The sequence below is a fragment of the Cupriavidus basilensis genome (assembly GCF_008801925.2).
GTDB lineage: Bacteria > Pseudomonadota > Gammaproteobacteria > Burkholderiales > Burkholderiaceae > Cupriavidus > Cupriavidus basilensis.
The window spans coordinates 1,323,651-1,337,452 of record NZ_CP062804.1 but is presented as its reverse complement, the minus strand read 5'-3'; the positions used below and the strand labels follow the sequence as shown (position 1 = coordinate 1,337,452).

Annotated in this window: 11 protein-coding genes and 2 pseudogenes; 5 read left to right on the top strand and 8 right to left on the bottom strand. The window is 65.5% G+C overall.

Annotation, left to right across the window (positions count from 1 at the left end):
• Nucleotides 1-80: 80 nt before the first annotated feature.
• From hmgA to F7R26_RS26805, 3 genes are all read right to left on the bottom strand, one after another.
• Entirely contained in the window at nucleotides 81-1,430 is a 1,350-nt protein-coding gene (hmgA, locus tag F7R26_RS26815) for a homogentisate 1,2-dioxygenase (RefSeq protein ID WP_241754739.1), read from the bottom strand.
• Between the two features lie 16 nt (nucleotides 1,431-1,446).
• Complete coding sequence (locus F7R26_RS26810; RefSeq protein WP_150986630.1) at nucleotides 1,447-1,668, bottom strand: DUF2783 domain-containing protein; 222 nt, start codon at nucleotides 1,666-1,668, stop codon at nucleotides 1,447-1,449.
• Between the two features lie 528 nt (nucleotides 1,669-2,196).
• A complete protein-coding gene (locus tag F7R26_RS26805) occupies nucleotides 2,197-2,589 on the bottom strand; it encodes a helix-turn-helix domain-containing protein (RefSeq protein ID WP_150986631.1) in 393 nt (130 codons plus the stop codon).
• A gap of 343 nt (nucleotides 2,590-2,932) precedes the next feature.
• On the opposite strand from F7R26_RS26805, the gene F7R26_RS26800 reads away from it, so the two are divergent.
• On the top strand, nucleotides 2,933-3,463 hold the full coding sequence (locus F7R26_RS26800; RefSeq protein ID WP_241754738.1) for a TetR/AcrR family transcriptional regulator: 531 nt from the start codon (nucleotides 2,933-2,935) through the stop codon (nucleotides 3,461-3,463).
• Between the two features lie 187 nt (nucleotides 3,464-3,650).
• Nucleotides 3,651-4,622: an alpha/beta fold hydrolase gene (locus F7R26_RS26795; protein ID WP_150986633.1), complete on the top strand. Its 972-nt coding sequence runs from the start codon at nucleotides 3,651-3,653 to the stop codon at nucleotides 4,620-4,622.
• Nucleotides 4,623-4,789: 167 nt separating this feature from the next.
• On the opposite strand, the gene F7R26_RS26790 is transcribed toward F7R26_RS26795, so the two are convergent.
• The 4 genes and pseudogenes from F7R26_RS26790 to F7R26_RS41120 form a co-directional block, all read right to left on the bottom strand.
• A complete protein-coding gene (locus tag F7R26_RS26790) occupies nucleotides 4,790-5,806 on the bottom strand; it encodes a zinc-binding alcohol dehydrogenase family protein (RefSeq protein WP_150986634.1) in 1,017 nt (338 codons plus the stop codon).
• A 130-nt stretch (nucleotides 5,807-5,936) separates the two neighbouring features.
• The gene (gene fdhF, locus F7R26_RS26785; RefSeq protein ID WP_150986635.1) at nucleotides 5,937-8,777 is read right to left on the bottom strand and encodes a formate dehydrogenase subunit alpha; all 2,841 of its coding nucleotides are present in this window, start codon (nucleotides 8,775-8,777) and stop codon (nucleotides 5,937-5,939) included.
• A 14-nt stretch (nucleotides 8,778-8,791) separates the two neighbouring features.
• Nucleotides 8,792-10,501: an NADH-ubiquinone oxidoreductase-F iron-sulfur binding region domain-containing protein gene (locus F7R26_RS26780; RefSeq protein ID WP_150986636.1), complete on the bottom strand. Its 1,710-nt coding sequence runs from the start codon at nucleotides 10,499-10,501 to the stop codon at nucleotides 8,792-8,794.
• Nucleotides 10,502-10,582: 81 nt separating this feature from the next.
• A pseudogene (locus F7R26_RS41120) lies at nucleotides 10,583-11,024 on the bottom strand (hypothetical protein); the annotation flags it as partial.
• Between F7R26_RS41120 and F7R26_RS26770 the strand changes: the two are divergent.
• The 3 genes and pseudogenes from F7R26_RS26770 to F7R26_RS26760 all read left to right on the top strand — a co-directional run.
• Nucleotides 11,008-11,121 (top strand): annotated as a pseudogene (locus F7R26_RS26770) (LysR family transcriptional regulator); the annotation flags it as partial. The pseudogenes F7R26_RS41120 and F7R26_RS26770 overlap by 17 nt on opposite strands.
• A gap of 76 nt (nucleotides 11,122-11,197) precedes the next feature.
• Entirely contained in the window at nucleotides 11,198-11,767 is a 570-nt protein-coding gene (locus tag F7R26_RS26765) for a cupin domain-containing protein (protein ID WP_241754737.1), read from the top strand.
• A gap of 414 nt (nucleotides 11,768-12,181) precedes the next feature.
• Complete coding sequence (locus F7R26_RS26760) at nucleotides 12,182-12,868, top strand: GntR family transcriptional regulator (RefSeq protein ID WP_150986637.1); 687 nt, start codon at nucleotides 12,182-12,184, stop codon at nucleotides 12,866-12,868.
• A gap of 35 nt (nucleotides 12,869-12,903) precedes the next feature.
• Here the strand turns inward: F7R26_RS26760 and yedA are convergent, their stop codons facing one another.
• On the bottom strand, nucleotides 12,904-13,782 hold the full coding sequence (gene yedA, locus F7R26_RS26755) for a drug/metabolite exporter YedA (RefSeq protein WP_150986665.1): 879 nt from the start codon (nucleotides 13,780-13,782) through the stop codon (nucleotides 12,904-12,906).
• Nucleotides 13,783-13,802 lie beyond the last annotated feature (20 nt).

Below are 13,802 nucleotides of genomic sequence, written 5' to 3'. Positions count from 1 at the left end.
GGGTGCCAGCGACATGCGCCGCACGGACACCCCGGATTCATGATGGTTGGCCGGGTGATGCCGGCCTTGGGACTTGAGGATCAGCGCTCGCTGGGGTTGAAATGCTTCTTCAGGCCTTGCCAGCACCTGTAGTAGTCGTCCTGTAACTGCGCCGATTCCGCTGCATACGGCGTCGGCCGGATCACGGCCGGCGTCTCGAACATGAACGCCATGGTATCGCCGATACGGTGCGGCTGCGAGGTATCCGCGGCAGTGGCCTTGGCGAACGTCTCCGCATCCGGGCCGTGGCCGCTCATGCAATTGTGCAGGCTGGCGCCACCCGGCGAGAAGCCATCGGCCTTGGCATCGTAGACACCCTCGATCAGGCCCATGAACTCACTGGCGATGTTGCGGTGGAACCAGGGCGGGCGGAAGGTGTTCTGCATCGCCAGCCAGCGCGGGCCAAAGATGACGAAATCGATGCTGTCCACGCCCGGGGTGTCGGACGGGCTTTGCAGCACCAGGAAAATCGACGGATCCGGGTGATCGAAGCTGATCGAGCCAATGGTATTGAAGCGGCGCAGGTCGTACTTGTACGGCGCGTAATTGCCATGCCAGGCCACCACATCCAGCGGCGAGTGCCCGATCGCGGCGCGCCACAGGTTGCCCTGGAACTTCGCCACCAGCTCGAAATCGCCCTCACGATCCTCGTACCATGCATGCGGCGTGAGGAAGTCGCGCGGATTGGCAAGGCCATTGGAGCCGATGACGCCCAGGTCGGGCAGGCGGAACAAGGCGCCGTAGTTTTCGCAGATATAGCCGCGCGCCTCGCCATCCGGCAGTTCCACACGAAAACGCACGCCGCGCGGGATCACCACGATCTCCTGCGGCTCGACGTCCAGCAGGCCCATCTCGGTCGCCAGGCGCAGCCTGCCCTGCTGCGGCACGATCAGCATCTCGCCGTCTGCGTTGTAGAAGAAGCGATCCGTCATCGACCGGTTGGCCAGGTACAGATGGATCCCGCAACCCGACATGGCCTCCGGGCCGCCGTTGCCGGCCATGGTGATGATGCCGTCGACAAAGTCGGTGGGCTCCATAGGCATCGCCGGCGGGCTCCAGCGCATCTGGTTGGGCGATGGCGGCACCGCATCGAAATGGCTGACGATGCGCGACTGCTCGACCCGCGTGAACGGCTCATGCATCGCCGCCGGACGGATGCGATAGCACCAGCTGCGCCGGTTGTGCGCGCGCGGCGCGGTAAACGCCGTACCGGAAATCTGCTCGGCATACAGGCCATATGGCGCGCGCTGGGGCGAGTTCTGCCCCACCGGCAGCGCACCGGGCAATGCCTCGGTGGCGAACTCGTTGGCAAAGCCGGATTGGTAGCCGGGCGTGCCGTGGTCGGGCGCCTGCCCTGTCACGTTCACAACGTTCAATTGCGTCTGCGTCATGTCTTGGGTCTTCCTCTTACGCTTGCGATTTCGCTTTCGATGAATCGAGCACGCCCGCGCGGGCAAGCTCCATGGCTTCCTGCAGGACAGCAAGATCGCCGATGTGGTTGGCCAGCAGCAGGATCAGTTGCGCGTTGGCGGCCTGGCTCTGCGCGTCGGTGAGATCGCGATGCATGTCGATCAGCGCCTCGTAGAAGTCGTCCGGACGGGCAAGGTTGGGGTCGGTACTCAGCGGCATTGGCTTGTCTCCTTACGCCTCAGGCCATTGCCGCGGCGGGCATAGTGGCCGAACGATCACCCTGGCGGTGTCTTTCGAACTTCGGATCGCGAATTTCACAATCCGTAATTGATTTACCATATCGTAATCTCAGGTCCCGGACGTGTCAAACCGGTATCGGCCCTTATTTCGCTGCGGACGGCGAAAACCAGTGGACACGACATTTGTAGGTTAGGCGCGAAGGACGGGATGGGACAAAGACGCGACGCCAGACGGCGCACAAGTGCAGGCAGCCCGAGCAATGTCAGGCGGAGAAAAGGATCAGGAAGATCAGGGAGAAAACGACAGGCTCGACAGGCAAAGGCACGACCCGGCCTCGGCGCGGGGCCAAGGCCGTCAAAGACAGGCGGATGCCGCCAGGCGCGGCATCCGGCCATCCATGTAAAGCAGGCAAAACTCCAGCAGCAGGCACGTGGGGGCGTGCCCGCTGCTGGCATGACAAGCGCACGCCAGTCCGGCCGCAGACCCGGCCGGAACCAGCGCGAGTGCTCAGGCTGGCTTGTGACCTTCGCCCGGGCTCGACGCGAAGCCTGTGCTGACCGGGGTGGCCGGTGCAGGACTCGCGGCGGTAGGCGTTGCGGCAGGCGCCTGCCCGGCCATGGAAGCGGCCGTGACGCCACCATTGCGGCTGGCAATAAACGCGTTGACGTCGGCTGCAAGATGCTGGGGAGCCAGCACCACTTCCAGGCCAAGCGCCTCGCAAGCCGCTAGGAAGGTCGACATGCGGGGGTCGGCCTGACCCGATTCTGCCCGCAAGTAAGCTTCCCGGGAGATCCCGGCCTTACGGGCGACGTCTTCCTGCTTGAGCTTTCGCGCTCGGCGCAACGCCCGCAGTTGCCGGAACGGTTCGCTAGCGCCTCTAGGCACGGCTGTACTGTTCATGTCGGTCTCCAGTCACCAGTGAAAAAAAAGTGCGCGGACGTGCATTCGAGTATAGAGCACGCAAAGCGTTCCGTATGTAATCAGGGCAACACTTTGTGCAGATTTCTTGTTGGCACCCTGCGCAGGCTAATCCTAGCCTGTCAATAGGTCCGATAAAGCACAATTATCTACCTCCGTGGTGACATAACGGGCGGCAGTGAAATAGGTTGACGAGGAAGCACAAGTGTCAGGTTGACAATACGACCGGTCGTGCTACTCTTTCGGGATGCAGAAAGGACAACTTACCCGCGCAGCCATCATCGAGCAGGCCCTGGACACAGCCGCCCAGGTCGGGTTCGAGCAGTTGTCGCTCGCCACATTGGCCGCCGACACCAGCATGTCCAAGAGCGGGCTTTACGCGCATTTCAAGTCCAAGGAAGCCTTGCAGCAGGCAGTTTTGGCGCTCGCCCTGGAGCGCTTTTCGGACATCGTCATCAGGCCGGCCATGCGCCTGCCTCGCGGCACGCGCCGGGTGCAAGCCCTCTTCGAAGGGTACATGCTCTGGCTCGGCGGATCCGTCAATAAAGGCCGCTGCCTGTTCATGGCGCTAGGCCAGGAATACCGCGACCGGCCCGGTGCCGTCAGGGATCAGGTGGTGCAATCGCTGAAAGACTGGCATAGCCTCATCGCCAGGGCCGTGACCGACGCGATCGAGGAAGGCGATCTGTCCCCGGCACAAGACGCGCGGCAGTTCGCCTTCGAGATGGTCGGCATCGGCATGTCCTTTCAACAGTCTTACAAGCTGCTGGGTCGTGAAGACACCGAGACCATGGCCCGCCGGGCGTTCGAGGCGCTGCTCCGCCGCGCCGAGCTTGCGCAACCCGTGCGCAAGTAGCCAAGGGCGCGCAGGCACCTGCGCGAGACGCCCTCCGCGAGACAGATCGGGATGAATTTCGAGACGGCGGGACGTCGTCTTTTTTTGAAATAAAAAATAGCACGACTGGTCGGTCTTTCAGAGGGGTATCACCCCGCTTCAATGAGCCGACCAGGAATGCCAAAAGATTTCGCTGGAGGTGACCGCCGTGACGCAAGCGATTTACTCATCCACCAAGAACCGCCAGGCAGCGCCGAGAACCAGGGCGCCAATACGCTTGGGGCGCCTTGGCTGGCAATTGGCCGAGCTGCTTTATCCGGCCGGCGTAGCGCGCGCGCTCGAACACGCTTGGTTCCGTCCGCCCCATGGCAACGGCCCGGATAGCGCTGGGCGCGAGCTGCTTGACCGTGCACGCGCGGACTGGGCGCTCGTGACCGGCCAGGGAGCGAGCCGGCGTGTGCGCGTCTATCGATGGGGCAGCACCGGGCCGACGGTCTTGCTGGCCCACGGCTGGGGTGGCCATGCCGCCCAGTGGCAGCCGCTGGTTGCGCCGCTGCTGGCGGCTGGCATGCGCGTGGTCGCCTTTGACGCACTATCGCACGGCAGCTCCGACGCGGGTGCGCGCGGCGCCAGCCAGACTTCTGTTGTGGAAATGTCACATTCGCTGTTGGCCACGGCGTGGCACGCCGGCCCGATCCACGCGGTGATTGCGCATTCGCTTGGCAGCGCCGCCCTGGCGCTGGCCGTGCGCGAGGGCCTGCATCTACAGGCTGCCGTGATGATCGGCCCGCCGGCCGACATGCACACTGCCGCCGCGACATTGGCCTGGCAGCTCGGCATTGGCCCCGGCGTACTGGCCCGTATGCAGCGCAACAGCGAGCGCTGGCTGGGCATGCCGTGGTCTGCCTTCAACGTCCCCGCCATCGGGCGCGCCCGCCCGGTGCCGCCCACGCTGGTGATCCACGACCGGCAAGACAAGGAAGTAGGCTGGGAAAGCGGCGCGGCCATTGCCGGTGCGTGGCCTGGCGCGCAGTTGATGGCAACGGACGGACTGGGCCATCGCCGTGTCCTGCACGACGCGCAGGTCATCGCGCGGGCGGTATCGTTTATCCACGGCGCCGCGAACGCGCCCGGGCTTGCCGAGGCAACTCGCAGGATGCCAGCCCAGGCCGATGCCTGAATGACTCCCAGACCCTGCTTGCTGCAGTGATTCCGTGGCATGCCACGGAATCGCCGTTGGCGGTTTGGGTCAGGTCTTGGCGGTTAATTGCTGATTAAGCGAAAAAGGAAGGCCGACTGACACCTCGCCCGCCGGCCTCCTGCTTGCAGACGCGTCCGAACCCTGCGTCAGAACCCCTCCAGCACCAGCTTGCCGATGGTCCGCCCGCTCTCGAGCATGGCATGGGCGCGGCGCAGGTTGGCCGCGTCGATCCGCCCGAGGTTCTCGCCCAGCGTGGTCCGCAGCCGTCCGGCATCGATCAGCCGTGCCACCTCGTTGAGCAAGCGATACTGCTCGATCATGTCCGGCGTGCCAAACATCGAGCGGGTGAACATGAACTCCCACACAAAGGTGGCGCTTTTGCTCTTCAGGTCGCCCACGGCCAGCGGGCCGCTGTTCTCCACGATCGAGCAGATCTTGCCTTGCGGCGCAATCGCGGTCGCCATGGCAGCAAAGTGGCGGTCCGTGTCGTTAAAACACAGGATGTAGTCGACCTCGGCAAACCCGAGCTGGCGCAACTGGGCCGGCATGTCGCCATGGTGGTCGATGGTGTGGTCAGCGCCCAGCTCGCGGCACCAGGCAGCCGACTCCGGCCGCGACGCGGTGGCGATGACCGTCAGCCCTGCCAGCGTCTTGGCCAGCTGGATGCCGATGGAGCCCACGCCACCTGCCCCGCCGATGACCAGCACCGAACGCCCGGCATGCTCGCCCTGCGGCGAGACGCCCAGGCGATCGAACAAGGCTTCCCAGGCCGTAATGGCGGTCAGCGGCAACGCGGCAGCCTGGGCAAAATCGAGCGATGCCGGCTTATGGCCGACGATGCGTTCATCCACCAGGTGAAACTCGCTATTGGCGCCAGGCCGGGTAATGCTGCCAGCGTAGAAGACCGGGTCGCCCACCTTGAACAGGGTGACATCCGGGCCCACCGCGGCCACTGTGCCCGCCGCATCCCATCCGAGCACGCGCGTGGCGGGCTCGATCTTGTCCTTGGGCGCGCGCACCTTGGCATCCACAGGATTGACAGAGATCGCCGCCACCTTGACCAGCAGGTCGCGTCCTTCCGGCACGGGGGTGGCGATTTCCACGTCGACCAGGGATTGCGGGTCGTCGATCGGCAGGTAACGGGTCAGGCCAACGGCTTTCATTGCGGGTTCCATCAAGTCAATCACGCAGGTTCTGCGGCACGGGATTGCGCCATGGCCATAGCGTAGCCCCGTTGCCGCACATTGATTAGCCGGAAAATCCAACAATCAATTTCCTGATTTTCCGGAAAATCTAGCCATCTCCTTGTTTGCTGCCGGCCGCAAGGATCTGTCCGCCCCCAAAACTGGACTGCCGAGGCACCTCGCCACCCAGCGTGATGCGGATCGCGCAGTACTTGAACTCCGGGATCTTGCCAAAGGGGTCCAGCGCCGCGTTCGTCAGCTCGTTGATGGCGGCCTCGTAGTAGCAGAACGGCACGAACACCGCGCCGCGCGGCGTACCGTCGTCCACCCGGGCAAACAGCGATACCTGGCCCCGGCGCGATGCAAGCGTCACCACGTCGCCCGGCTGGCCTCCGATGGCGGCAAGGTCGAGCGGATGCACCAGCGCCACCGGCTCCGGTTCGATGGCATCCAGCACGCCCGCGCGCCGGGTCATGCTGCCGGTATGCCAGTGCTCGAGCTGCCGGCCAGTGATGAGCACGACCGGGTACTCCTGATCGGGCCGCTCGGCCGCGGGAATGATGTCGGCAGGGACGAACCGGGCCCGGCCCGAAGCCGTCGGAAACGTGTCCGTAAAGATGACCGGCTCCCCCGGGTCGCCTTCCGCGCGGCAGGGATAGGTCACCGCATCCTCCCGCTGCAAGCGCTCCCAGGTAATGCCGCCGATGCTGGGCATGGCATGGCGCATCTCGTCGAACACGTCGGCCACGCTCGCGTAGGACCAGTCCAGCCCCAGCCTGGCGGCCATCTGCTGGATGATCCACAGGTCCTGCCGCGCTTGCCCGGGTGGATCGATCGCCTGGCGGCCAAGCTGCACCGTGCGGTCGGTGTTGGTGAAGGTGCCCGTCTTCTCAGGGAACGCCGAAGCCGGCAGCACCACATCGGCGAGGTAGGCGGTCTCCGTCAGGAAGATATCCTGCACCACCAGGTGGTCCAGCGCCGCCAGCGCCTCGCGCGCATGCCGGGCATCGGGATCCGACATAGCCGGGTTCTCGCCCATGATGTACATCCCGCGCACTTCGCCCCGCTCGATGGCCTGCATCACTTCGACCACGGTCAGCCCCGGCTGGCGATCCAGCGGCATGCCCCACAACGACTCGAAGCGCGCAATGGCCTCGGGATCGTCGACGCGATGGTAGTCCGGATACATCATCGGGATCAGTCCGGCGTCGGAAGCACCCTGCACGTTGTTCTGGCCGCGCAGCGGGTGCAGCCCCGTGCCCGGCCGGCCGATCTGCCCCGTCATCAGCGCCAGGGCGATCAGGCAGCGGGCATTGTCGGTGCCGTGGATATGCTGGGAGATCCCCATGCCCCAAAGGATCATCGAGGCCTTGGAGCTGGCATACAGCCGTGCCACATAGCGGATGGTATCGGCATCGATGCCGCAAACCGGCGCCATCAGCTCCGGGCTGTAGGCCGCCACATTGCGCCGCAGTTCCTCATAGCCGATGGTGCGGCTGGCGATGAAATCCTGATCGACCAGTTCTTCGGCCACGATCACATGCATCATGGCGTTGAGCAGCGCCACATCGGTATCGGGCTCGAACTGCAGGAAGCGATGGGCGAAGCGCGCCAGGTCGGAGCGGCGTGGATCGGCCACGATCAGCTTGGTGCCATTTTTTACCGCGTTCTTGATCCAGGTTGCCGCCACGGGATGGTTCACCGTTGGATTGGCGCCGATCACGATCACCACCTGCGCGCGCGCCACATCCATCACCGGGTTGGAAACCGCGCCCGAGCCGATGCCTTCGAGCAGCGCCGCCACCGACGACGCGTGGCAAAGCCGCGTGCAATGGTCCACGTTATTGCTGCCGAAGCCGGTGCGCACGAGCTTTTGAAACAGGTAAGCCTCTTCATTGCTCCCCTTGGCGGACCCAAAGCCGGCCAGCGCGCGCTTGCCGTACGTGTCGCGGATGGCCGACAGGCGGGTGCCAGCGAGCGCAAGGGCCTCATCCCAGCTGGCTTCGCGAAACACATCCATCACGCGCGCGGGATCCATCACGAAATCACCGCGCTTGGCGGGGGCGCCTTCGCGCCGCACCAGCGGCACCGTCAGGCGGTGCGGATGCTGGGCGTAATCGAAGCCATAGCGGCCCTTCACGCACAGGCGCATCTGGTTGGCCGGCCCAGGACGCCCTTCGACAAACAGGATGCGGTTGTCCTTGACGTTGTAGGTGAGCTGGCAGCCCACCCCGCAGTACGGGCAGACCGATTCCACCTGGCGATCCGGCACCGGCAACGCGGCGTCGCGGGCCGGCATCAGCGCGCCGGTCGGGCAAGCCTGCACGCACTCCCCGCAGGCTACGCAGGTGGAGGCGCCCATCGGGTCGCCCATATCGAACACGATCGCGGCCTGGTCGCCGCGAAAGGCCAGCCCGATCACATCGTTGACCTGCTCCTCGCGGCAAGCGCGCACGCAGCGGGTGCACTGGATGCAGGCATCGAGATTGACGGCGATGGCGGGATGGGACAAATCGGCTGGCACGGCGGCGCGCGGCGCAAAGCGCGGCTTGCCGACGTCCAGCAGGGCCGACCAATGATCCAGCGCATTGCTGCGCGTGTAATGTGCCTCGGGCATATCGGACTGCAGCAGCGCCAGCACCATGCGCTGCGAGCGCAGCGCGCGCTCGGACGCGGTCTGCACTTCCATGCCCTGCGCGGGGTAGCGGCAGCACGACGGCGCCAGCACGCGCTCGCCCTTGATCTCCACCATGCAGGCGCGGCAGTTGCCGGCGGTGTCCAGGCCGTCCTTGTAGCACAGGTACGGGATGTCGATCCCCTCGCGCTGCGCCACCTTGAGCAAGCTCTCGCCAGGCCAGGCGCACACATCCCGGCCATTCAGGCGGAACGTCACCGTGGTACCCGAGGAGGCATCCACTTGCGCGCGCTCGGCGCGGGTCAGTGCATTCATCTCGCCCTCGCTTATCAGGCCAGTTCCTGGGGAAAGTACTTGATCACGCAATCCACCGGGTTGGGCGCAGCCTGCCCCAGCCCGCAGATGGACGCATCCCGCATCACCGCAGACAAGTCCGCCAACGCGGCCAGGTCCCATTTCGGCTGCGCGATCACCTCCAGCGCCTTGGCCGTGCCCACACGGCATGGTGTGCACTGTCCGCAGGATTCATGCTTGAAGAAGTGCATCAGGTTGCGCGCCACGGCCACCGCGCTGTCCTGCTCGGAAAACACCACGATGGCGGCCGATCCGATAAAGCAACCGTGGGGCTGCAGCGTATCGAAATCCAGCGGAATATCGCCCAGGGACGCCGGCAGGATGCCACCCGAGGCGCCGCCCGGCAGGTAGCCGTAGAAGCGATGGCCGTCCTGCATGCCGCCGCAGTATTCCTCGATCAGCTCACTCACGGTGATCCCCGCCGGTGCCACATGCACGCCGGGCAGCTTCACGCGCCCCGACACCGAGAACGAGCGCAGCCCGTGCCGGCCATGGCGTCCCTGCGCGGCGAACCAGCCCGCGCCTTTTTCAAGGATCTCGCGGACCCAGTAAAGGGTCTCGAAATTGTGCTCCAGCGTGGGCCGGCCGAACAAGCCGACCTGCGCCACATAGGGCGGACGCAGCCTGGGCATGCCGCGCTTGCCTTCGATCGATTCGATCATGGCGGACTCTTCGCCGCAGATATACGCGCCGGCGCCGCGCCGCAACTGGATCTCCGGCATGTCCGGGATCGGTGGGTCGGCCTGCAGCCGGCGCAGCGCTTCGCCAAGCACGGCACGGCAGCCTGCGTATTCGTCGCGCAGGTAGATGTAGATGGCGCTGACCTGGGTCACCGCGGCGGCGATCAACATGCCTTCCAGGAAGCGATGCGGGTCGCGCTCCAGGTAGAAGCGATCCTTGAAGGTGCCGGGCTCGCCCTCATCCAGGTTGACCGCCATCAGGCGCGGGGCCGGCTCGGCCATCACGATCCGCCATTTGCGCCCGGTGGGAAAACCCGCGCCACCCAGCCCGCGCAAGCCGGAATCCTCCATCGTGCGCAGCAAGGATTCTGGATCACGCTCACCCGAGGCCACCGCGCGCAGCAACTGATACCCACCTTGCGCGCGATAGTCGTCATAGCCCAGATGGGTTTCGGGAGCGTGATGCACGGCGCGTGCGCCCACCGTGTCCGAAATGGTCTGCAGACTCGCAAAATCCACTGGGTTCTGCCCGACCAGCGCGGCGGGCGCGCGCTCGCAGCGGCCGATGCAGGGCGCGGCCACTACCCTGACTTCGCTGCCCAGCAGGGCCGGCAGCCGGGCGAGCAGGTCGCGCGCCCCGCCCAGCTCGCAGGCAATGCCTTCGCACACGCGCACCGTCACCGCAGCCGGGGGCCGGATGGCGCCGTCCCCATCCTCACGCACGACATCGAAATGATGATAGAAAGTGGCGACCTCATAGACCTCCGCCATCGACAGCCCCATCTCCTGCGCCAGCGCCACCAGGTGCGGGATCGCCAGCTGGCCGTAGTGGTCGTTGATGGCATGCAGGTGCTCGATCAGGAGGTCGCGCCGCCGCGGCGCGTCGCCCAGGGCGGCCCGGACTTCGGCCAAGGCTGCCGGGTCAGGCTGCCTCCCCTTCGGCTGGCGGCGCTTGCGCGCTTTGCCGATGTCCTGGACCGCGATGGGAATAACGACCTGGTTCATGGCAATCTCGAAAAGCTGTCTCTTGGGGGTGCCGGATGGCTGCGGGGCAAGCGCTGCTAGTGCTTGCCCGCCGCTCTGGTTTTATCTTGCACTGCACGCGGCCTCGCTACATGCAGCGGGAGTCGCGGGAGGGTTTCCGTTTTCGTTTTCGCTTTCGCTTTCGCTTTCGTTTTGACTCTCGCCTTCGATCATATCCCGATTCCCGCGGCGCATTGACCGCGACGATCCACGCCGGCAAGCCCCTCCGGTCAGGTCCTCCGGCACCGCGCGATATCCCATCGGCGCGGTGGTGTTGGAATGCATATATTTTTTGGCATGGGCTTCGCGCATTGGCTTGGGCACGAACAGAGCCAGGAAGGCGATGGGATCCTGCCCATACTTAGCCAGCAACAGAATGCCCACCGCCTCGATCGCAAAGGCCAGGAACATTGTGTTCTCACGGCCGATGTTGTCCGAGATCCAGCCAATGTGTCAGCCCATTGAGCACGCGGTCGATGGTGAGGGCTAAAGTCAGCGCGGGCAACGCCGCGTTCTCCGAGCTCGGCCTGCGCTTTCGCTGGGACAGCGCGATGTACGCCAGGCTATGCGGCATCGAATGCGAGCACAGCCGCATCGCGCGCTAAGTGCGTCACCGCACATTTCGGGGATGCCTGACTCGCTAATGTCTGCCTACCAATCAAAGACAAGGAGGCAGCGATGGGGTCACAAACGATGTTCGGGGCCGACGCGCCGGCCGGCACGCTCGCGCAGCAGCGCGAAGGGGCTTTCGCCAGCACCGGCGATTTGCCGATGCAGAATTGCCCGATCGAACCCACCTGGATCCGCACCGGGGCCCCGCAATCGCGCGCCGCGCAGCATTCCCGTGCGATCGATGGCCTGGCATCCACCAATGTGTGGGAATGCACGGGTGGCACGTTTGAGTGGTACTACGGCTGGGAGGAGACCGTGCTGATCCTGGAAGGCCAGGTCAGGGTCACCAGCGCCACCGGGCGCGTGCATGTGCTGCGGGCCGGCGACATCGGCTATTTCCCTGCTAACACGACCTGGTTCTGGGAGGTTGATGGCTATGTGCGCAAGGTAGCGTTCTGCCGCAAGCAGGTCCCGGTCACGCTGCGCTTTGCCACCCGCGTGCTGGCACGGCTGAACGTCACCAACCGCGCTGGCGAGGCCTGCGGTGCCGCCACGGCTGCCCTGCGCCGCGCGATGGCGCGGATCGGCCTGCGCGATACGTCCGCCCTCACCCTGCTGATGACGCTGCCGCTCTGACACGGCACCGGACGAGCCGCTTGCCCGGTTCCTTGCTGGATGCCAGCGCCCGAACTATCGACTATCCGCGCATGTGGTTGACCAGCGATCCGATGCCACCACGCTGGGCCTACCGCATGCCCAAGTCGGCACACACCTAACAAAAAATGGCACATCCGACACTTTCATCAACCGCTTTACGCACTCTCCGCGCCGTGCCGCACGCTTTCAAGACCTGCCCACTGAGCGCCAGTACCGCGTGGAACCGGATGCCCGGCAAGCAGCGGACGCCACCTCGAATGCCGCCCGCGCCGCTGGTAACCGACATAGCGCAGGCGTGATGTTGCCAAGCCTGGAGCGGGTATCATGTGCGACGCAGATCCACGCACAACAATGCACAACAACGAACCATCACCCCGGGATCCCACCCGCCTAATGATTTCCGCAGATCCAGCCGGCGCGGCCGGCCCCGACGCCTCGCTGCCCCGTGCCGAGCGGGCCTACCAGCACCTGCGCAATGCGATCCAGGCCGGGCAGCTGCCCTCCGGCACCCGCCTGCGCGAAGTGGAGCTAGCCGCCTCGCTGGGGCTGTCGCGCACGCCGGTGCGCGAAGCGCTGTCGCGGCTGGAATCCGAAGGCCTGGTCGTCAACGAGCCTAACCGGGGCATGATGGTGACCCAGCTCGACGCCAGCATGGTGAGCGAGCTCTATGTCATGCGCGAGGTGCTGGAAGGCACCGCCGCCGCGCTCGCCGCGCGCCACGCTACCGATGTGGAAATCTCGCTGTTGCGCGACATCGTCCAGCGCGACCTGGCTATAACCGACCAGCCGGACAAGCTCGCCGCCAACAACCGGCTCTTCCACGAAACGCTGCACCGCTGCGCGCACAACCGCTACCTGCTCAAGACCTTGCGCTCGCTGCACGAGTCGATGGCACTGCTGGGACGCACCACGCTGGCGCTGCCGGGACGCGCCCGGGTCTCGTACGAAGAGCACATTGCACTTGTGGAAGCCCTGGAGCAACGCGATCCCGCGCTAGCCGAGCAAATCACGCGCCGGCACATCCAGCAGGCATACAAGGCGCGGCTATCGATGTGGATCGAGGAACAATCCGAGTCCTGAGCCCTTAGGTCTGGCGTGCGGGCGGCAATCTTCACTCAGGTCGCCGCCATCGCCCGCGCCCCGCGCCACGTCCCCAGGCTAAGCACCGCCAGCGCCCCCAGGATCAACGCCACCGCACCGAACGTCTGCGGCGCGATCTGCTCGCTGCCCAGCCACGCGCCCACCGCCAGCGCCACCGGCGGGTTCACGTAGACATAGCTTGAGGAAACCGTCGGCGAGACGTTTGCCACCAGATACATATAGGCGGAAAACGCCACCAGCGACCCAGCCACCACCAGGTAGACCCACGCCCACCACGCCTGGCTGCTGACCGTCCGCGGCCAGGGTTCGCCGAACGCAAAGGACAGGACCAGCAAGATCGCCCCGCCCAGCAGCATCTGCGCGGCAAACGCCACTGCGCCCTGCGGCAAATCCAGGCGCCTGGCGATCTGCGAACCGAACGACCAGCTGCCGATCGCCGCCAGCAAAGCCATGACGCCCGTGGCACTCGCGCGAAACTCCGCGCCGCCGGTCAGCACCAGGATGCCCGCGCTGCCCAGCGCAATGGCCAGCACTTCGTACCAGCGCGGCCTCGCACCGAAGCAGATTCCCCAGAACAAGCCGAAGATCGGCATCGCACCAATCATCACGGTAGTCGCCCCGGACGAGATGGTCTGCTCCGCCACCGCCGTCAGCCCCATTCCGCCAACCAGCAGGAAACCGGCCAGCACCCCGCAATTGCGCAGCTGGCGCAAGGTCGGCATGGCGGCGCCGCGATAGCGCAGCCACAGCGCCAGCAACAGGCCTGCGCAGAGAAAACGCGAGCCCATCATCAGGAACGGCGGAAAGCTCTCCAGCGTGAAACGGATGGCGAGATAGGTCGTGCCCCATACCAAGTAGGTAATCAGCAGGCAGAGCAGCAAGCGGGGGGAGATGGTGGACACGGGAAGACCGG

Coding starts and splice junctions, on each gene's coding strand:
- F7R26_RS26780 (WP_150986636.1), bottom strand. CDS start 10,501: ATGAACCAGGTCGTTATTCCCATCGCGGTCCAGGACATCGGCAAAGCG.
- F7R26_RS26810 (WP_150986630.1), bottom strand. CDS start 1,668: ATGCCGCTGAGTACCGACCCCAACCTTGCCCGTCCGGACGACTTCTAC.
- F7R26_RS26805 (WP_150986631.1), bottom strand. CDS start 2,589: ATGAACAGTACAGCCGTGCCTAGAGGCGCTAGCGAACCGTTCCGGCAA.
- fdhF (WP_150986635.1), bottom strand. CDS start 8,777: ATGAATGCACTGACCCGCGCCGAGCGCGCGCAAGTGGATGCCTCCTCG.
- F7R26_RS26765 (WP_241754737.1), top strand. CDS start 11,198: ATGGGGTCACAAACGATGTTCGGGGCCGACGCGCCGGCCGGCACGCTC.
- F7R26_RS26760 (WP_150986637.1), top strand. CDS start 12,182: ATGATTTCCGCAGATCCAGCCGGCGCGGCCGGCCCCGACGCCTCGCTG.
- F7R26_RS26790 (WP_150986634.1), bottom strand. CDS start 5,806: ATGAAAGCCGTTGGCCTGACCCGTTACCTGCCGATCGACGACCCGCAA.
- hmgA (WP_241754739.1), bottom strand. CDS start 1,430: ATGACGCAGACGCAATTGAACGTTGTGAACGTGACAGGGCAGGCGCCC.